Below are 18477 nucleotides of genomic sequence, written 5' to 3'. Positions count from 1 at the left end.
GGTTACCTCCTCGTCAGTTCGGCTTGGTGTATCCCGTCACTCCGTCGAGCAGCTCGCGGATGATGTCGAGGTGGCCGACATGGCGCGCGGTCTCCTCGATCATGTGGCACAGCACGTACCGCAGCGATGCCGCCTTCTCGGCCGGCTGACCCTTCTCGACGACCTCGAGCGGGAGGTCGGCGATGGTCTCGTTCGACCGGCGGCACTCATCGTCGTACTCGTCGAGGAGTTGCTTGAGCGGTACGTCGTCGACGAACATCTCGGCGTCGACGTGCGCGCCCTCGACCCACGGGGTCTGACCGGTGTCGGGGACGCCGGCGATGCCGAGCTGGAACCACGAGTACTCGACCCAGCGCAGGTGGGCGACGAGCCCGGCGGCGGTCATCAACGGTGAGGTCGGCAGAACCTTGCGGTGGGCATCTTCCTCGCTGAGCCCGGTGCACTTCATCCGGACGAAGGAACGTTGCAGGTCGAGCCATCCGGTCAACTGAGCGCGCTCGTCGGCGGTCAGGGACGGACGTTGTACTTCGGTCATGCGACTAACTCCTTGGTGGAACGGAGCCACCCGGTCAGCCGCGGGCACGGCGGACGGGCAGCACGACAATCGGACTCGACATCGCGCTCACCTCCTCTCGCCGCCGGAGGTGTCGATGCCCCCGGCAGGAGGACCGTATCCGATCACAGCCGGGGAGGAAACCGCATTTCTGGCACTCTAGTTCTGACAAGCGCCCGCACCGCGCAACGAGGTGACACGTGGATCCACGGTTCGACCTGCCGCTCTACACCCGCGCTGAGGTTGCCCTCCACCTCGGCCTGCCGGCGACGACGCTCGGGGACTGGCTGCGGTCCGGTGCGCTGGAGGCCGGCAGCGGCGGTCGTGGTGAGCCGACGATCACGTTCGCCGGGCTGGTCGAGACGCATATGCTGCGGCACCTGCGCCGTACCGGGTTGTCATTGCAGGCGATCGGCGAGGCGGCGGTGGCGCTGCGATCGCGGGCGGGGCGGCACTATCCGCTGGCGTGGTCCGGGCTCGCTCACGATGGACGCGATCTGCTCGTCGAGATCGCCGCGGAAGGGCGTGACGCGGGTTGGGAGCGGATCCGCGACAGCCAGGGCGGCTTCCCCGGCGTACTGCGCCGTGGATCGGCCGCGATCGGCTGGGCCGACGACGGGTACGCCGGCACGCTGCGGCTGGTGATCTACCACGACATCGACGTGATCGTGGACCCGGCGCGATCGTACGGCCGCCCGATGGTTGACGACGTACCCGTGGAGGACGTGATCGACGAGGTCCGCACCGGAGCGTCGTACCGCGAGATCGCAGCCAAGTTCCACCTGGAAGACTTCGAGGTGGAGGCTCTCGTCCGCCCCCACATCCGCCCACCAGCCTTCCGCAAACCCCGCCACCCACAAACCCAACCCGACTCTCTCCTCTGAGGACCTTCGGGTCTAGCGGTTGTCCTTGATGCGTTTGGCTTTGCCTAGGGAGCGTTCCAGGGCGTGGGGAGGGACGACCTCTACTGCTGCGGTGACGCCTACTCGGTCTTTGATGTGGCGGGAGAGGGTGGCTGCGGCGGGGGCGTAGTCGTCGAGGTCGGGGGTGGCTTCTACCTGGACGGTTAGTTCGTCCAGGCGGCCGGGGCGGGTCAGGATGCAGAGGTAGTGCGGGGTCAGGCCGGGGACCAGGAGGATCTGCTCCTCGATCTGGGTGGGGAAGACGTTGACTCCTCGGACGATCATCATGTCGTCGGTGCGGCCGGTGATCTTCTGCATGCGGCGCAGGCCGGGGCGGGCGGTGCCGGGGAGTAGGCGGGTCAGGTCTCTTGTGCGGTAGCGGAGGACCGGGAAGGCTTCCTTGGTGAGGGTGGTGAAGACGAGCTCGCCTTCGGAGCCGTCGGGCAGGACCTCGCCGGTGACCGGGTCGATGATCTCGGGGTAGAAGTGGTCCTCCCAGATGTGGAGGCCGTCCTTGGTTTCCACGCATTCCTGCGCGACGCCTGGACCCATGACCTCCGACAGACCGTAGATGTCGACGGCGTGGATGCCGGTGCGTTCCTCGACCTCGGTGCGCATGGCTTCGGTCCAGGGTTCGGCGCCGAAGATGCCGATCCGCAGCGACGTGTCGTGTGGGTCGAGGCCGCGGGCGGACATCTCGTCGACGATCGAGAGGAAGTACGACGGGGTGACCATGATGATGCGTGCGCCGAAGTCGCGGATGAGGTCGACCTGGCGCTCGGTCATCCCGCCGGAGACGGGTACGACGGTGCACCCGAGGCGCTCGGCTCCGTAGTGTGCGCCGAGCCCGCCGGTGAACAGACCGTAGCCGTAGGCAACATGACACACATCCCCTGCACGCCCACCGGCAGCGCGGATCGATCGCGCCATCAGGTCGGCCCAGTTGTCCAGGTCGCGCTTCGTGTAGCCGACCACCGTCGGCCGCCCCGTCGTACCGGACGAGGCGTGCACCCGCGCCACCTCGGTCCGCGGTACGGCGAACATGCCGAACGGGTAGTTGTCGCGCAGATCCTTCTTCGCCGTGAACGGCAGCCGGCTCAGATCCTCCAGCGACTGAAGATCGCCAGGCTTGAACCCGACGCCGTCCAGCGCGGCCCGATAGTGCGGCACATTCTCGTAAGCACGCCGTACGGTTGCCTGCAGCAACGACAACTGGTGGGTGCGGAGTTCGTCGACGGACAGCCGTTCGCCGGCGTCCTGCAACTCCGAAGGACAAGCCTCACCGAGCATGGAGAACCCCTAAGGACGAGCGAGCAGGGTCGCGATGCCCTGTCCGACACCGATGCACATCGTGGCCAGCGCGTACCGGGCGTCGCGGTGGCGAAGCTCCAGCGCCGCGGTCAACGCCAACCGTGCCCCCGACATCCCCAGCGGGTGGCCGAGGGCGATCGCTCCGCCGTTCGGGTTGACGTGCTCGGCGTCGTCGGGCAGGCCGAGCTGCCGCAGTACGGCGAGGGACTGGGACGCGAACGCCTCGTTCAGCTCGATCACGTCGATATCGGACAAAGCGACCCCGGTGCGATCCAGCAGCTTCCGCGTCGCGGGCGCAGGCCCGATTCCCATGATCCGCGGCGGTACACCGGCCGCGGCCGTCCCGACCACCCGGGCCAGCGGATTCATCCCGAAACGCTCCACCGCCTCCCCGCTCATCACGAGCAGCGCGGCAGCCCCGTCATTCACCCCTGACGCATTCCCCGCCGTCACAGTCCCGGGCGAGCGAAACGGAGTCTTCAAACCGGCAAGAGCTTCGAGCGACGTCTCCCGCGGATGCTCATCGGCATCGACCACCGTGACAGCCCCACGCTTCCCTGGCACGTCAACGGCAACGATCTCCTCGGCCAGCCGCCCGTTCGCCTGCGCCTTGGCCGCCCGCTGCTGGGACCGCAACGCGAACAGATCCTGGTCCTCACGAGAGATCGAGAACTCCGCCGCGACGTTCTCCGCCGTCTCGGGCATCGAGTCGATCCCGTACTGCGCCTGCAGCGCGGGATTCACGAACCGCCACCCGAGGGTCGTGTCGAAGATCTCTGCCTGCCGCGAGAACGGGGTCGTTGCCTTAGGCATCACAAAGGGTGCCCGCGACATCGATTCGACTCCACCTGCTACGACGATGTCGTTGTCTCCGGCAATGATCGACCGGGCCGCGGACGCGACCGCGTCGAGCCCGGATCCGCACAGCCGGTTGATCGTAGTACCGGGCACCGAGTCCGGCAGGCCGGACAGCAGTACCGCCATCCGGGCCACGTTCCGGTTGTCCTCGCCGGCCTGGTTCGCGCAGCCGAGGATCACGTCGTCGATCAGCGCCGGGTCGAGCGCGGTCCGGTTCACCAGCGACGAGATCACGTTCGCCGCGAGGTCGTCGGGCCGTACGGCGGCCAGCGCGCCGCCGTACCGTCCGATCGGGGTCCGGACGCCGTCGACCAGGAACGCTTCCCTGGTCATGGGGCCTCCCGGCCTGGACCGAGGAGCGGAGCGACGAGGGAAGGCCGGGAGCAACAGCCCCATGACCCGCGCGCCGGAGGCGCGCATTCACTACAGTTCATGACTGCTCCTCGAGAATGGTGCCGGACAGTTGGCGGCTGCGGCCGCGGAACTCGGCGATCACCGCGTCGCCGCGGGTGACCGTCACGTCGTAGATCGCGTTCCGGCCGAACGTGGTCCGCTCCTGCGCCTCGGCGACCAGCAGATCGCCGCGGCGGGCCGGGGCGACGAACACGATGTCGCAGGCCTGTGCGACCGTCACCTGGTTGCGCGAGTTGCAGGCGAAGGCGAACGCCGAGTCGGCCAGACTGAACACGAATCCACCATGCGCGATCCCGTGCCCGTTGACCATGTCGTCGCGCACGCTCATCTCGAGCCGCGCCGTACCCTCGCCGACCGCCACCAGTCGCATGCCCAGCCCGGCGCTGGCGGTGTCCTCCGCCCACATCGCCGCGGCCACCCTGGCTGCCAAGTCCATCCGGCCCGCCCCATCGAGAAGAAGGTTTATGACACTCTAGTCCCGGTTGCGCCCACGACTGTAACATCGCAGGCATGACCGATCTGCTCGCCGCTCATCGTGACCGACTCGACGCCGCTCTGACCGCGATCCGCAGCCGCGGCTACCACTCCGCGTTCCCCGAGTCGCCGAGCCCGCGGGTGTACGGCGAGAACGCGGCGGCCGACGGCAAGACGGCGTTCGAGGCGCATCTGGCCAAGACTTACGAGCTGGACATCCCCGGCGCGCACGGAACGGTCGTCACCGAGCAATCGCCGTTCGGGATCCGGATGGACGTCGCGTACCCGCGCGTCGTCGAGGAGGGCCTGGACGAGCTGCTCACGGCTGCCCAGCAGGGGCTCGCGGACTGGCGCCGGGCCGGGATCGACGGCCGTACCGGCGTGGCGCTGGAGATCCTCGATCGGTTGCACAAGCGGGTGTTCGAGCTGGCCAACGCGGTTCAGCACACCAGCGGGCAGGCGTTCGTGATGGCGTTCCAGGCCGGCGGCGCCCACGCGCTGGACCGTGCGCTCGAAGCGGTCGCCTACGCGTACGAGGAGATGCACCGCTACCCGGCCACCGCGACCTGGGAGAAGCCTGCGAAGGGCGACCCGATCCGGATGGAGAAGACGTTCACCGTCACCGGTCGCGGCGTCGCGCTGGTGATCGGCTGCAACACGTTCCCGACCTGGAACTCCTGGCCCGGCTTGTTCGCCTCCCTGGTCACCGGCAACGCGGTCGTCGTGAAGCCGCACCCCCTGGCCGTCCTGCCGCTCGCGATCACCGTCGACGTGTGCCGCGAGGTGCTCGCCGAGGCCGGATTCGACCCGAACCTGGTCACCCTGGCCACCGAGCGGGCCGGTGACGGCCTGGCCAAGCCGCTGGCGCAGCGGCCCGAGGTGAAGCTGATCGACTTCACCGGCGGCAGCGAGTTCGGCGAGTGGCTCGAGCAGAACGCGACCCAGGCGACCGTCTTCACCGAGAAGGCCGGCGTGAACGCGGTGATCATCGACTCCACCGACTCCTTCAAGGCGCTGTGCAACAACCTCGCCTTCACCCTGAGCCTGTACTCCGGCCAGATGTGCACCACCACCCAGAACCTGTTCATCCCGGCCGGCGGCATCGAGACAGACGAGGGCCACAAGTCGTTCGACGAGGTCGGCCAGGGCATCGCGACTGCGATCAGCAAGCTGCTCGGCGACGACGCCCGTGCGGTCGAGATCCTCGGCGGCATCGTGAACCAGGCTGTGATCAGTCGCCTCGAGCTCGCCCCGGAGTACGGCGACGTGGTGCTGGAGTCGCGCGCGATCGAGCACCCGGCCTTCCCCGATGCCGTCGTACGGACGCCGTTGCTCGTCGCGATCGACGCCGAGGACGCCGACGTGTACCGGCGGGAGTGCTTCGGGCCGGTCTCGTTCCTGGTCAGGACCGCGGACACCGCGCAGTCGATCGACCTGTTCAAGTCGACCGTGACCGAGGGCGGCGCGATGACCGCCGGCATCTACTCGACCGACCCGAAGATCCTCGACGAAGCCCGGGACGCGGCCCTCGACGCCGGCGTCGCCCTGTCCGAGAACCTGACCGGCCAGGTGTTCGTGAACCAGTCCGCCGCGTTCAGCGACTTCCACGGCACCGGCGCGAATCCGGCCGCGAACGCGACGTACACCGACGGGGCGTACGTCGCGAGCCGCTTCCGCGTCATCCAGTCCCGCCGCCACAGTGCTGAAGTTGCTGCCGAGCGTCGTTGAGCTGACCCTGAGACGGAGGGTATGACTGACTCATCTCCATCCGCCGATCCGTCCAGGAGACCCACCGTGACTGAAAGCTTGACCGAGGCACTCGCTTACTACGACAGCTGGCTGGCGTTCAACCAGCGTTATCAGCGGGTGCCGGGCCTCCAGGTCGCGGTGTACGCCGAGGACGCGATCGCGTTCTCGGCGGCCTACGGGCTCGCGGACGTGGAGAACGACGTACCGCTGACCGAGCAGCACCTGTTCCGGATCGCGTCGCACTCGAAAACGTTCACGGCCACAGCCGTGTTGCAGCTGGTCGAGCAGGGCCGCCTGCGGCTGGACGACAAGGCCGAGCAGCACGTCACCGAGATCGTCGGCACGCCGCTCGGCCAGCGGACCGTCCGCGAGTTACTGGCGCACGCGGGCGGTGTCACCCGGGACGGTCTCGACGCGGACTGGTGGCAGCTGTTCACCAGCTTCCCGGACCGCGACGAGCTGCTCGAGGTCATGCGGCACGAGTCATCGGCCGTCATTCCCGAGAACGATCGCTTCAAGTACTCGAACATCGGCTACGGCCTGCTCGGTCTGATCATCGAGGCGGCGTCCGGTACGCCGTACAACGCCTACGTCCAGACCGCGATCGTCGACAAGCTCGGGCTGGCCGGGCTCGGCCCGGAGCTCGATCCGGACCGGCTGACGGAGTACGCCGCCGGCTACAGCGCACTGGCGTACGCCGACAAGCGCGTGCCGATCGAGCACATCAACACCCGGGCGCTGGCATCGGCGACCGGGTTCTTCGGCAACGCCCGCGACCTGGTGACGTACTTCTCCGCGCATCTGCCCGGCGACGACCGGTTGCTCACCGACAAGTCGAAGCGCGAGATGCAGCATCCGCTGTGGACCACCGGCGCGGACGACAAGGCGCGGTACGGCCTCGGCCTCTCGGTGACGAAGGTCGGCGAGGTGGACGTCTTCGGTCACGGCGGCGGGTACCCGGGCCACATCACCCGGACCCTCGTCGACCCGGAACGCCGGCTCGTCGTGTCGGCGCTGACCAATGCGATCGACGGTCCCGCGGCGCAGTTGGCCGAGGGCCTGCTTCGGCTCCTCAACCTGGCCGACTCCAAGGACCGGGTCGAGGAGGCCGGGCTGGGCCGGTTCACCGGCCGGTTCGCGAACCTGTGGGGCATCACCGACTTCGTCCTGCTCGGCGGCCGCCTGTACGCAACCGACCCGACCCTCGCGAATCCGGCCGAGGAGCCCCAGGAGCTCGAAGCCGACGGCGACACGCTGCGCGTCACCGGCGGGAACGGCTACGGCTCGTACGGCGAGTCGTACCGCTTCACCTTCGACGCCAACGGCGCCGTCGAGTCGGTCCGCGGCTCCAGCGGCCTCACCCTGCACCCCATCGACACGTTCACTCTCCCGGAGCGCGTTACCGTGGCGGAGTGACCATCCACGGCGACCACCCGTTCCTGCCGCCCGAGTCCGAGCGGAGTCCGGTACGGCGGTTTCGCGGGCGGCTGCCGTCACCGGTCGGGCTGTGGACGACGGCGTACGACGGGAAGCGGGCCGGGCTCACGGTGTCGTCGATGCTGGTGGCCGACGGTGAGCCCGGCTACGTGATCGGGCTGATCGACCCGGACTCGGACCTGTGGGAAACGTTGCGTGAGGCAAGGACCGCGGTGGTGTCGCTGCTCGGCGCGCCGCATCGGCAGTTGGCGGACGCCTTCGGGTACGTCGCACCGGCCCCGGGCGGGCCGTTCCGGTTGATCGACTGGACGGACACCGCCTGGGGGCCGGCACCGGTCGGGGTCAGCACCTGGGCCGGCTGCACGCTGGTCGACCAGGACCCGCCCGAGGTCGGCTGGGGCTTGCAGGTGCAGCTGGAGATCGTCCACGTCGAGCTCACCGACGACGGGGTTCCTGCCCTGGTTCACCGGCGCGGACGCTATGTGACGATCTGACGAATCAGCACGACGATCGAAATCCTTTGACGCTCATCGGCTAATGCCATTAGCCTATGAGCTATGGTAGTTAAGAAGCCGTTGACACCCGCTGTCGTGGTCGACGTGGCCCTCGGCATCGTGGACGAACACGGGCTCGAGGGCCTCACGCTCGCCGCCGTGGCGCAGCGCTGCGAGGTGGCCACCCCGTCGCTGTACAAGCACGTGGCGAACCTTGGTGAACTGAAAGCACTCGTCGGGGTTCGGGTGCTGGACGACATGACGGAACGGTTCACCGCCGCCGTTCTGGGCCGCGGCGGCGACGAGGCGGTCACAGCCCTGATGGGTGCGTACCGCGCCTATGTCAACGACCATCCGAAGCGGTACTCCGCGATGCCGATGGATCCGCTGCACGACCCGATCCAGAAGACGGCCGGCGCGAAACAGATCGACGTCATGTTCGCGACGCTGCGGAGCTACGGACTCGAGGGCCCGGCCGCGGTCCACGCGGCCCGCCGGCTGCGGGTCCTCGTGCACGGCTTCGCCTCCATCGAGTCCGCGGGCGGCTTCGGCCTGCCCGAAGGCCTCGACGACACCTACGACCAGCTCATCCAGATGTATCTCGCCAGCCTGAGGAAAGACACATGAGAATCCCACTGTCCGTCGCAGGAGTGCTGTTCCTGCTGTATCCCGTCCTGCGCCCCTGGCATGACGAGACGACCACGTCCGGCGCCGCAGCCGCGATGGGCTCCACCGCCTGGGTCGTCGCGCACCTATGCGCGATGCTCGGGTTCGTGCTGGTAGCGCTCGCACTGCTCGACATCCACCGTCCGTCGGCGATCACCTTCTGGATCGGCGCCGGACTGACTCTGCCCTACTACGGCGCCGAGGACTTCGGCCTGCACGCGATCGCCGCGCAGCCGAACCTGGTCGACCTGGCCGGATCTGTGCGCTACAACCCGGTCGCGATCACGATGTTCGGTCTCGGCCTGCTGACCATGGCCGCGGGCGCCGTCATGGTTGCGATCCGGCTGCGAACCGTCCCGGCGATCCTGTTCGCGACGGGTTTCGTTCTCTTCCTGCCGCAGTTCTTCGCCCCGCCCGCAGTGCGGATCGTCCACGGTGTGCTTCTCGCCGTCGGGTGCGTGTGGCTGGCGTCGAGCCCGAAGCGGGTGGAGGCTGTGCTCAGTCCGGCCTGATGATCCCGCGGATCCCGGACAGCTTACTGTGGGCTGCATGCGAGCCACAGTGATCCATGCGCCGTTCGACGTACGGCTGGAAGAGCTTCCGGACCCGAGGATCGAGGGACCGGGCGATGCGGTGGTCAAAGTCGTTGCCTCATGCATCTGTGGGTCCGACCTCTGGCCGTACCGCGGTGATCCGCCGGTGAAGCAGCCGCGGCCGATCGGGCACGAGTTCGTCGGCATCGTCCAGGAGGTCGGCTTCGACGTCCGCACGGTCAAGCCGGGCGACTTCGTGGTCGCGCCGTTCGTGGTGAGCGACGGCACCTGCCCGCACTGCCTGGCCGGCTACCAGACCGCCTGCCAGAACCTCGTCGGCTATGGCCAGGGCAAGGCCGACGGCGGCCAGGGTGAGTACGTGAAGCTCCCGTACGCCGACGGCACGCTGGTGGCGACGCCCGAGGTGCCGGACGACGCGCTCGTGCCGTCCCTGCTCACGCTGTCCGACGTGATGGGCACCGGCTGGCACGCGGCGCGCTCGGCGCGGGTGAAGGCCGGCGACACGGTAGTTGTCGTGGGCGACGGTGCGGTCGGACTGTGCGGCGTACTTGCGGCTTCGCGGATGGGTGCGGAGCGGGTCGTTGCCCTGTCGCGGCATGAGCCCCGTCAAAAGCTGGCGAAGGAATTCGGTGCCACGGATATCATTTCCGAACGCGGCGACGCGGCCAAGGACGCCGTACTCGAACTGACGAAGGGTGTCGGGGCCGACGCGGTGCTGGAATGTGTCGGCACCGCGCAGTCGATGACGACCGCGTTCGACGTCGCCCGGCCGGGGGCGACGGTCGGGTTCGTGGGTGTGCCGCACGGCGTCGAGGTGCCGATCAGCACGATGTTCCGGAACAACATCGGGCTCGCGGGCGGTGCTGCGCCGTGTCGCGCGTATCTGCCGGCCCTGATGGCCGACGTACTGAGCGGGGCGATCGACCCCGGCAAGGTGTTCGACTCGGAGCTCCCGCTGGCCGACGTGGCCGAGGGATACGCCGCGATGCACGAGCGGCGCGCGATCAAGGTGCTGCTGCGGCCCTGATTGTGCGCAGTCGGGTTGCGCACTGTGCCCTGTCGGGCCGTGAATGTGCGCGCTCTCACACTGTCAAGGTCTGCGGGGTCACGGCTGCGCAACGCGCCTGCGCGGAACGTTGACACCCGGTGCGCGCCGTCCGAGAGTTGCACAGTCAAGGGGGCATCGTTGTCACAGGCGGCTCCATCAACTGATCGGAGAGTAATCATGCGTGGTGGTCTGAGTAAGACCCTGGCGCTGGTGGGTGCGGCGGGTCTTCTCGCGGTGAGCGCCTGCGGTAACAGCGACAACAGCGGCGGCGGCGGTGGAGGCAACTCGTCCGCGAGTAAGGACGTCACTGTCTTCACCTGGTGGGCCGACGGTGGTGAGAAGGCCGGTCTGGACGGTCTGGTGTCGGTGTTCGGCACCGCCTGCAAGGACTACAAGTTCGTCAACTCGGCCGTCGCCGGTGGCGCAGGCTCGAACGCCAAGCAGGTGCTGGCCAACGACCTGCAGGCGGGCAAGCCGCCGTCGACGTTCCAGGCGCACGCCGGTGCGGAGCTGAAGGACTACATCAACGCCGGCCAGGTGGACGACGTCAGCCAGCTGTACAAGGACTTCGGGCTGGACAAGGCGTTCCCGCAGAACCTGATCGACAACCTGACGGTCGACGGCAAGATCTACTCGATCCCGGCCAACGTCCACCGGGCGAACATGGTCTGGGTGAACCCGACGGTGCTGAAGAAGGCGAGCATCGACGCCACGAAGGCCCCGGCCAACGTGGATGCGTGGATCGCCGACCTGACCAAGCTGAAGGCCGCCGGGGTAACCGCCCCGCTGGCGATCTCGAAGGGCTTCGCCCAAGAGATGCTCGTCGAGGCTGTGCTGCTGGGTGAGCTGGGCCCGGACAAGTTCAAGGGTCTGTGGGACGGCAAGACGGACTGGGCCGGCGGCGACGTGACGGCGGCGCTGAACAAGTACAAGACGCTGCTCACGTTCACCAACACCGACCGCGAGGCGATCGACTGGCCGGACGCGCTGGGCTACGTGAACTCCGGCAAGGCCGGCTACACGCTGATGGGTGACTGGGTCGCCGCGCAGCAGCTGGCGGACAAGATCCCGGACTCCGCGTACACCTACTGGCCGTCTCCGGGCACCGGTGAGGACTTCCAGTTCCTGTCCGACTCGTTCACGCTGCCGACCAACGGCGCGGACCCGGACGGCGCGAAGTGCTGGCTGAAGACCGTCGGTTCGGCCGAGGGCCAGAAGGCGTTCAACACCAAGAAGGGCTCGATCCCGGCCCGTTCGGACGCCGACCCGGCTGACTACCCGAAGTACCAGCAAGGTGCGATGGCCGACTGGAAGAAGGACACGATCGTCCCGTCCTGCGCCCACGGTGCCGCCTGCACGGCCGGTCAGAACAACGACATCCTGTCCGCGCTCAGCCAGTTCAGCGGTAGCCCGGACGTCGCCAAGCTGCAGTCGGCGCTCGCCACGGCGATGAAGACCAACTGACGCTGCCAAGAAAATGAACACAGAGTTGAGGAACCGTATGGTCGACGAGTTGGAGGACTGAGCGTGCACGGAAGAATCCGCACCTGGGGGCCTGGTGCCCTGGTGCTGCTGCCGACCGTGCTGCTGCTCGGGTACTTCGTCTACGGGCTGATCGCGTGGTCCTTCAACACCTCGCTGACGGATCGGCACACCGCCCGCAAGGGCCCGGCGCAGCACGTCGGGTTCGAGAACTACGCGAACCTGTTCAGCGAGGACCGGTTCATCAACTCGCTGAAGAACCTCGGCGTGCTCACGGTGGTATTCATCGTGGGCACGCTGATCTTCGGCCTGCTCTGGGCATTGCTGCTGGAGAAGGGCGTGCCCGGGGAGTCGATCTTCCGGTCGATCTACCTGTTCCCGATGGCGATCTCGATGATCGCCTCGGGCGTCGTCTGGGGCTGGTTGCTGAACCCGTCCCAGGGCGAGGACGCGCGAGGCCTGAACCGGTTGTTCGAGATGCTCCACCTGCATTTCCTGGAGAATCCGTGGTGGACCGGCGGCAGTAGATGGACGACGATGGCGTCCATCGCGCTGCCCGCGGTCTGGCAGATGTCGGGCTACATCATGGCGCTGTTCCTGGCCGGATTCCGGGGAATCCCGCCGGAGCTGCGCGAGGCGGCCCGGGTCGACGGTGCGTCCGAGTTCAAGCTCTACCGGCACGTGCTGTTCCCGCAGCTGTCGCCGATCGCGCTGTCCGCGCTGATCATCCTCGGCCACATCTCGCTGAAGCTGTTCGACCTGATCTACGCGATCACCGGGCCGAACCAGTTCCGCACCGAGGTACCGGCCATCTTGATGTGGAACACGCTGCTACGCAGTGATCTGGCCAAGGCGTCGGCGATCGGGATCGTGATGCTCGCGGTCGTCGCCGTACTCGTCATCCCGTACCTCGCGTGGACCGTCCGGCAGGAGACTGAGCAATGACCGCCGTAGAGGCTGCGACCGGCCATACTGCCGCAGCGATCCGCCAGAAGCCGCGCCGCGCCGGAATCGCCGACGGCACGACCCGGCGCAGCCGGACCACCCGCTACGTCCTGCTGCTGTTGTTCCTGGTGTTCGTGCTGATCCCGGTGTACGTCGTACTGATCACCAGCTTCAAGACCTCCGGTGACACCACCGCGGCCTCGCAGTGGAACCTGCCGAAGACCTGGACGCTGGAGCCCTGGCGCAAGGCCTGGGACGTTCTCCAGCCGTACATGATCCGGTCGCTGTCGCTGGCGATCCCGGCCGCGATCATCTCGTCGCTGATCGGTTCGGCGAACGGGTTCGTGCTGGCCCGCTGGCGGTTCCCGGGCGCGAACCTCGTGTTCGCGTTCATCCTGTTCGGGATGTTCATTCCGTACCAGGCGGTGATGCTGCCGCTGCGTACGACGTTCACCGCGCTGGACGTGACCCGGGGTGTGCCGACGCTGATCATCGCGCACTGCATCTACGGCATCCCGATCTGCACGCTGATCTTCCGGAACTACTACGCCACGATCGTGCCGAACGAGATCATCGAGTCGGCCCGGGTGGACGGCGCCGGGCTGGTCCAGACGTACCTGCGGATCATCCTTCCGATTTCCATCTCCGGCTTCGTGGTGACGCTGATCTGGCAGTTCACCTCGGTCTGGAACGACTTCCTGTTCGCACTGTTCCTGACCCAGCAGAACAACGGCCCGGTGACCCTGGGCCTGGCCGCGCTGGCCGGCGGCCAGAAGGTCGACTACGCCGCGAGCATGGCCGGCGCGCTGATCACGTCGTTCCCGACGCTGATCGTCTACATCCTCCTCGGCCGCTGGTTCATCGGCGGCCTGATGGCCGGCGCCCTCAAGGGCTGACGCCCCCGTACGCCCGACTGACGACGTCTCAGGGGTCAACCCGTGAGCTGGTGGGTTGGCCCCCGAGATTCTGGTGGCCGAACCCACCAACTGCGGGGTTGACCCCTGAGACGTCGGATGGCGGGGCGGGGTGGCTCCGGGGTGGCGGGGTTGTCCACAGGACGCGCGCACGGGACTGCGGCGGACTGGTTCCGGACGGTAATCTCACGAAGGTGACCAAGTCTCCACGCGGACGGGACGGGCGGCGCAGCCACTTACGGCTCGTCCCCGATCCGGGCGAGCCGCACGGGCCGACGGCGGGTGTCGATGTCGACACGACGCCGAGCGTCGCCGTGCTGGAGACCCTGCTGGAAACGCTCTCCCTCGACCTGGCCGCGGTGCCGGCCGCCCTGCATCCGGTGATCGCGGAGGCGTCGGTGGCCCGCTCGGCCTCGATGCTCGCCGATCAACTGTGGCCGGCCGGGCGGCCGGACGAGATCGGCGAGGTGGAGCGGTTCTTCTGGGCCGACGCCGCGCGCGTGCTCGCCGAGCGGCGCGATCTCGAATCCTTCGTCCTGCTGACGAGTCTGGCGCGGACGGTCGGTCCGGCCGGGCGGTTGCCGTTGCAACGGGCCCATATCTCCCGGTTACGCACCCAGGACGAAGTGCCCGAGTGGGTGACCCGGATCGCCGGGTTCCGGCTGACCAGCGCGATCGTGTCCGAGGACATCACCGGCGACGGCCTGAGCGTCGTGCTCGACTACGACGACGAGCAGCATCCGCACACCGTGGTGGTGTTCATCGACAACAACCTCGGCGCGATCGTCAAGGACGTGTTCGTCGGCCCACCGGTCGATCGGGTGCTCGAGGCGTACCAGCGCGGCGGCCGGGTGACCATCCGGACCGTGCGGCCCTCGACCGCGGCCGGCATCATCCTGCAGGCGCTGGGGGAGACCCGCGACTACGACGATCCGCCGGTCAGCGAGGACTTCGAGTTCTTCACCGGCCTGCTGGTGAACCGGCTGACCCAGTTGCCGGAGCGCCCGATCCGCCCGCCGGTCCGGCCGCTGCTGTCCCCGCGTCAGCGCGATCAGCTGGTCGAGGAGTTCCTCGAGTCCACGCCTGCGTTACCGGATGACGCCGCGGACATCGTCAGGCTGTGGATCGACCACGCGGTGGATCACACGGTCGGCGGTCCGTTGCGCGTCAGTGCCGTGCTCGTCGAGCTTTTCCTTGCCCACTGGCTGCCTCGCAAGGTCCTTGCCGACAGCACGTATTTCGACGCGGTTCCCGTGGTGGTGAAGGCCTGGCTCCGGTTCGCGGGGGACCGCACCCAGTTGCCGCTGGATGCGATCGACGAGGCAGTCGATGCCGTCGACGTCTGGCAGCCCGCGCTGGAGGCCGCCGCGATGACCGACCCGGTCGGCTCGAAGCCCGGCGAGCGGGTTTTCCTCGACGACACCACCAACGACCTGGAAGACGCTTACCGAGCCCTTGCCGGCCTAGGTTCTCCGCCCCAACCGGACCTCCGCGGCCTCGACAACTCGCAAGCAGCCACGCTCTCCGTCCTGGCCCCGCACGCCTGGCTGATGGCCGGCGAAACCCTCGGGACGGCGTACGCACCCGACGCGTTCGACATCGCCGAACGCCTGGTCCGCGACGCCCCCGACCTCCTCGCCAAGGCCCGCCTCTCCACCTGGCCCCGAGCCATCGTCTGGCTCCTCGCCCACCGCCACCGCCTCGTCGGCCCCGGTGAAACCCTCACCCCCTACGCCCTCGCCACCGATCTCTCGTCCTCCCCGGCAACCCTCCGCAAAACCGCCAAACTCCTGACCGACACCCTGATCCTCCCGCTCTGATCTCAGCCGCCGGGCCCGGCGCGGATCGGGTTGAGCGGCGGCGGACAATGGGGCCATGCATGTGCGTGCGCCGGAGTTGCGGGGTCGGGGTTGGTTGAACACTGGTGGTCAGGAGCTGTCGCTCGCTGACTTCCGGGGGCGCTTCCTGTTGCTGGACTTCTGGGCGTTCTGCTGCATCAACTGCCTGCACGTGCTGGACGAGTTGCGGCCGTTGGAGGAGAAGTACGGCGATGCGCTGGTGATCGTCGGCGTGCACTCGCCCAAGTTCGCGCACGAGGGCGAAGAGGCCGCGGTCCGGGCCGCTGTCGAGCGGTACGAGGTGGGTCATCCGGTGCTGGACGACCCGGAGTTGATCACCTGGCAGAACTACACCGCCCGCGCCTGGCCCACGCTCGTGCTGGTCGATCCGAACGGATACATCGTCGCGCAGTACTCCGGCGAGGGGCACGCGCACGCTTTGGACGCGCTGCTGGCCGAGCTGATTGTGCAGCACGAGCAGGCGGGGACGCTGACCCGCGGCAAGTCGCCGTACGTCGCACCTGTTGCCGAGCCCACCGATCTCCGCTTCCCGGCGAAGGTCGTTGCTCTGGACAACGGGTTGCTCGTCGCGGATGCCGGAAACCACAGCATCGTCGAGCTCGCCGCCGACGCGACCACCGTCGTACGCCGGATCGGGACCGGCCGGCGTGGCTTCACGGACGGCTCCGCTGATGAAGCGTCGTTCTCGGAGCCGAACGGGCTCGTGGTTCTTCCGCCCGACGTCGCCGGTCGTCTCGGGTACGACGTGGTCGTCGCGGACACCGTCAACCATGCACTGCGGGGAATCTCGTTGGCGGATGGTCAGGTGCGGACATTGGTTGGCACGGGCAAGCAGTGGATGGATGGCGACGGCACCGACGTACTCAGCTCGCCCTGGGACGTGGCGTGGTGGGGCGACAAGGTGTGGATCGCGATGGCCGGCGTACATCAGCTGTGGACGTTCGATCCGTTCACCGGTGTGACTGAGGTTGCTGCGGGTACTACCAACGAAGGCTTGAAGGACGGGCCGCTGGCGGACGCGTGGTTCGCGCAGACCAGCGGACTGGCGGCGGATGGCGATCGGCTGTGGCTGGCCGACTCCGAGATCTCTGCGCTGCGATGGATCGACACCGAGGTGCACACTGCCGTCGGGACCGGGCTGTTCGACTTCGGCCTGCGGGACGGGAAGGCGAGCGAGGCCCTGCTGCAGCACCCGCTCGGCGTGACCGTTCTTCCCGACGGGTCGATAGCGATCGCCGACACCTACAACGGCGCCGTACGCCGCTATGACCCGCGCACCGAGGTCGTGGAGACGATGGCGACCGGTCTGGCCGAGCCCAGCGGTGCGGTTGTCGTGGGCAACGAACTGGTCGTCGTCGAGTCGGCGGCCCATCGCCTCACCCGGGTGCCTTTGGGAGCGTCCGCCACCGCTGACGAGTTCAGCACGCAGACCCAGCGCCCGCCGATGGACGTGGCCGCCGGCGAGGTCACCCTGGAAGTCGTGTTCACTCCGCCGCCCGGCCAGAAACTCGACGACCGCTACGGCCCTTCCACCCGTCTGCTGGTGTCGGCAACCCCGGACACGCTCCTGCGCGAAGGTGCCGGCGACTCCAGCGACCTCGTACGCCGCCTGGTCATCGACCCGCACGCGGGCACCGGCGTCCTCCACGTCGCCGTACAGGCAGCCTCCTGCGACGACGCGTCCGAGGTGGAGTTCCCGGCGTGCCACATGCACCGGCAGGACTGGGGGGTGCCGATCCGCGTCACTCCCGACGGCCCGGCCCGGGTCGAGTTGGTGCTCTCCGGCGGCAAGTAACCGGTCACCGAGCGCTTCCCGGGCCGACGGCCGGGACGTACCGTGAGAGCGTGGCGTCCAGATCCCTGCCGCAGCGCGCAGTTCACGCGGTCGGCGAAAGCCCGCTTTCCGAGCGGCTGGCCCGTGCGCAGGAGCTGGCCTACCAACCGCTGATCGACTGGGTGCGAGACAGTCCGCTGCACACCGACGTACTCGGTCATTCGTTGCACCCATCGCTCACCGATGTGACCACCGGGTGCTGGCTCGGTACGTCGCTTCTCGATCTCGCGGGTGGGTCCCAGTCGCGTCGCGGGGCGACGCTCCTGGCCGGGTTCGGGCTGCTCGCGTCCCTGCCGACGGCTCTCGCGGGCGCGGGCGACTGGGCGGAACTGTCGGGCGAGGAACGGAGGATCGGGGCAGTCCACGCGCTCGGCGCGGACACCGCGACGTTCCTGTTCGCCGGCTCGCTCGTGGCGCGACTGCGCGGGAGGCACGGCCTGGGCACGAAGCTTGCGATGGCCGGGAACTTGGTGATGGCGGGTGCGGGGTTCCTCGGGGGGCATTTGGCTCTGTATCGCGGCACTGCCCGCCGGTCTTCCGTCAGTTAGCTGTTTCTTGTGTGGGTACAGGGAGGTAGCTTTGACGAAGTAGGACGACTCACTGGGAGACTCACATGAGCGAGCGAAGCGAGCTCATCATCAAGCACAGTGCGCCACGTGTCTCATCGGCGCCCGGAGCGAAGCGAGGACGTCGATGAGCATCGGTGTGGGGATCTTTCTGATGGTGGTCGGCGCCGTGCTCGCGTTCGCTGTCCGCGACACCTGGGACGCCGTCAACCTGCAAGTGGTCGGCTACATCCTGCTGCTGGCCGGTCTGGCCGGCATCCTGCTCTCCTTCTACATCACCAACCGCCGCCGCCGCGTGACGACCGACGCCATCGACCCGGCCGTCGAAGAGGAGTACCGCGTCGTCGAGGAACACCACCGCGACATCACGGAGTAGGCGGAGTTCCCGGTCGTCCCTGAGGAACGCTCAGGGACAGC

18 protein-coding genes are annotated in these 18477 nt (G+C 68.1%); 14 read left to right on the top strand and 4 right to left on the bottom strand.

Annotation, left to right across the window (positions count from 1 at the left end):
- Positions 1-13: 13 nt before the first annotated feature.
- Positions 14-535, bottom strand: coding sequence for a DinB family protein (locus EV653_RS37365; protein WP_134110686.1), 522 nt, complete (start codon positions 533-535; stop codon positions 14-16).
- A 218-nt stretch (positions 536-753) separates the two neighbouring features.
- On the opposite strand from EV653_RS37365, the gene EV653_RS37360 reads away from it, so the two are divergent.
- Positions 754-1437: a helix-turn-helix domain-containing protein gene (locus tag EV653_RS37360; RefSeq protein WP_134110684.1), complete on the top strand. Its 684-nt coding sequence runs from the start codon at positions 754-756 to the stop codon at positions 1435-1437.
- A gap of 12 nt (positions 1438-1449) precedes the next feature.
- Here EV653_RS37360 and paaK read toward each other — a convergent pair whose 3' ends face one another.
- The 3 genes from paaK to paaI all read right to left on the bottom strand — a co-directional run bounded on the left by paaK (position 1450) and on the right by paaI (position 4474).
- Positions 1450-2745: a phenylacetate--CoA ligase PaaK gene (paaK, locus tag EV653_RS37355; protein WP_134110682.1), complete on the bottom strand. Its 1296-nt coding sequence runs from the start codon at positions 2743-2745 to the stop codon at positions 1450-1452.
- Between the two features lie 9 nt (positions 2746-2754).
- The gene (gene pcaF / locus EV653_RS37350; protein ID WP_134110680.1) at positions 2755-3957 is read right to left on the bottom strand and encodes a 3-oxoadipyl-CoA thiolase; all 1203 of its coding nucleotides are present in this window, start codon (positions 3955-3957) and stop codon (positions 2755-2757) included.
- 97 nt (positions 3958-4054) lie between these two features.
- Positions 4055-4474, bottom strand: coding sequence for a hydroxyphenylacetyl-CoA thioesterase PaaI (paaI, locus tag EV653_RS37345; RefSeq protein WP_134110678.1), 420 nt, complete (start codon positions 4472-4474; stop codon positions 4055-4057).
- Positions 4475-4548: 74 nt separating this feature from the next.
- Between paaI and paaN the strand changes: the two genes are divergently transcribed.
- The 13 genes from paaN (at position 4549) to EV653_RS37280 (ending at position 18436) form a co-directional block, all read left to right on the top strand.
- Entirely contained in the window at positions 4549-6240 is a 1692-nt protein-coding gene (paaN, locus tag EV653_RS37340; protein ID WP_134110676.1) for a phenylacetic acid degradation protein PaaN, read from the top strand.
- Positions 6241-6306: 66 nt separating this feature from the next.
- Positions 6307-7677, top strand: a complete 1371-nt coding sequence (locus EV653_RS37335; protein WP_238160702.1) for a serine hydrolase domain-containing protein — start codon at positions 6307-6309, stop codon at positions 7675-7677.
- Positions 7674-8192: a flavin reductase family protein gene (locus EV653_RS37330; protein ID WP_134110672.1), complete on the top strand. Its 519-nt coding sequence runs from the start codon at positions 7674-7676 to the stop codon at positions 8190-8192. The genes EV653_RS37335 and EV653_RS37330 overlap by 4 nt, the downstream gene beginning before the upstream one ends.
- A gap of 63 nt (positions 8193-8255) precedes the next feature.
- Entirely contained in the window at positions 8256-8819 is a 564-nt protein-coding gene (locus tag EV653_RS37325) for a TetR/AcrR family transcriptional regulator (protein WP_202872000.1), read from the top strand.
- Positions 8816-9370 carry a hypothetical protein gene (locus EV653_RS37320; RefSeq protein WP_134110670.1) on the top strand — a complete coding sequence of 185 codons (555 nt, stop codon included), beginning with the start codon at positions 8816-8818 and terminating at the stop codon, positions 9368-9370. The genes EV653_RS37325 and EV653_RS37320 overlap by 4 nt, the downstream gene beginning before the upstream one ends.
- A 37-nt stretch (positions 9371-9407) precedes the next feature.
- Positions 9408-10439, top strand: a complete 1032-nt coding sequence (locus EV653_RS37315; RefSeq protein ID WP_134110668.1) for a zinc-dependent alcohol dehydrogenase family protein — start codon at positions 9408-9410, stop codon at positions 10437-10439.
- A gap of 198 nt (positions 10440-10637) precedes the next feature.
- Entirely contained in the window at positions 10638-11924 is a 1287-nt protein-coding gene (locus tag EV653_RS37310; protein ID WP_134110666.1) for an ABC transporter substrate-binding protein, read from the top strand.
- A 63-nt stretch (positions 11925-11987) separates the two neighbouring features.
- Positions 11988-12887, top strand: a complete 900-nt coding sequence (locus EV653_RS37305; protein WP_134110664.1) for a carbohydrate ABC transporter permease — start codon at positions 11988-11990, stop codon at positions 12885-12887.
- Positions 12884-13783 (top strand): carbohydrate ABC transporter permease, encoded by a 900-nt coding sequence (locus tag EV653_RS37300; RefSeq protein WP_134110662.1) that lies wholly within the window; start codon positions 12884-12886, stop codon positions 13781-13783. Before EV653_RS37305 ends, EV653_RS37300 begins: the two co-directional genes overlap by 4 nt.
- Before the next feature lie 212 nt (positions 13784-13995).
- Positions 13996-15621, top strand: coding sequence for a hypothetical protein (locus EV653_RS37295; RefSeq protein ID WP_238160701.1), 1626 nt, complete (start codon positions 13996-13998; stop codon positions 15619-15621).
- Positions 15622-15676: 55 nt separating this feature from the next.
- Positions 15677-17455 carry an NHL domain-containing thioredoxin family protein gene (locus tag EV653_RS37290; RefSeq protein ID WP_134110660.1) on the top strand — a complete coding sequence of 593 codons (1779 nt, stop codon included), beginning with the start codon at positions 15677-15679 and terminating at the stop codon, positions 17453-17455.
- A gap of 50 nt (positions 17456-17505) precedes the next feature.
- Positions 17506-18042 (top strand): DUF2231 domain-containing protein, encoded by a 537-nt coding sequence (locus EV653_RS37285; protein ID WP_134110658.1) that lies wholly within the window; start codon positions 17506-17508, stop codon positions 18040-18042.
- A gap of 145 nt (positions 18043-18187) precedes the next feature.
- The gene (locus EV653_RS37280) at positions 18188-18436 is read left to right on the top strand and encodes a DUF6458 family protein (protein WP_134110656.1); all 249 of its coding nucleotides are present in this window, start codon (positions 18188-18190) and stop codon (positions 18434-18436) included.
- Positions 18437-18477: the final 41 nt, after the last annotated feature.

The organism is Kribbella pratensis, from assembly GCF_004365355.1.
Lineage (GTDB): Bacteria > Actinomycetota > Actinomycetes > Propionibacteriales > Kribbellaceae > Kribbella.
The sequence above is the reverse complement of the archived record's forward strand: the minus strand, read 5'-3'. Positions and strand labels throughout refer to the sequence as shown.

What these genes read in the sequence shown, in the direction of transcription:
- EV653_RS37290 (WP_134110660.1), top strand. Translation starts at nt 15,677, where the DNA reads ATGCATGTGCGTGCGCCGGAGTTGCGGGGTCGGGGTTGGTTGAACACT.
- pcaF (WP_134110680.1), bottom strand. Translation starts at nt 3,957, where the DNA reads ATGACCAGGGAAGCGTTCCTGGTCGACGGCGTCCGGACCCCGATCGGA.
- paaK (WP_134110682.1), bottom strand. Translation starts at nt 2,745, where the DNA reads ATGCTCGGTGAGGCTTGTCCTTCGGAGTTGCAGGACGCCGGCGAACGG.
- paaN (WP_134110676.1), top strand. Translation starts at nt 4,549, where the DNA reads ATGACCGATCTGCTCGCCGCTCATCGTGACCGACTCGACGCCGCTCTG.
- EV653_RS37325 (WP_202872000.1), top strand. Translation starts at nt 8,256, where the DNA reads ATGGTAGTTAAGAAGCCGTTGACACCCGCTGTCGTGGTCGACGTGGCC.
- EV653_RS37315 (WP_134110668.1), top strand. Translation starts at nt 9,408, where the DNA reads ATGCGAGCCACAGTGATCCATGCGCCGTTCGACGTACGGCTGGAAGAG.
- EV653_RS37310 (WP_134110666.1), top strand. Translation starts at nt 10,638, where the DNA reads ATGCGTGGTGGTCTGAGTAAGACCCTGGCGCTGGTGGGTGCGGCGGGT.
- paaI (WP_134110678.1), bottom strand. Translation starts at nt 4,474, where the DNA reads ATGGACTTGGCAGCCAGGGTGGCCGCGGCGATGTGGGCGGAGGACACC.
- EV653_RS37320 (WP_134110670.1), top strand. Translation starts at nt 8,816, where the DNA reads ATGAGAATCCCACTGTCCGTCGCAGGAGTGCTGTTCCTGCTGTATCCC.
- EV653_RS37300 (WP_134110662.1), top strand. Translation starts at nt 12,884, where the DNA reads ATGACCGCCGTAGAGGCTGCGACCGGCCATACTGCCGCAGCGATCCGC.
- EV653_RS37280 (WP_134110656.1), top strand. Translation starts at nt 18,188, where the DNA reads ATGAGCATCGGTGTGGGGATCTTTCTGATGGTGGTCGGCGCCGTGCTC.
- EV653_RS37365 (WP_134110686.1), bottom strand. Translation starts at nt 535, where the DNA reads ATGACCGAAGTACAACGTCCGTCCCTGACCGCCGACGAGCGCGCTCAG.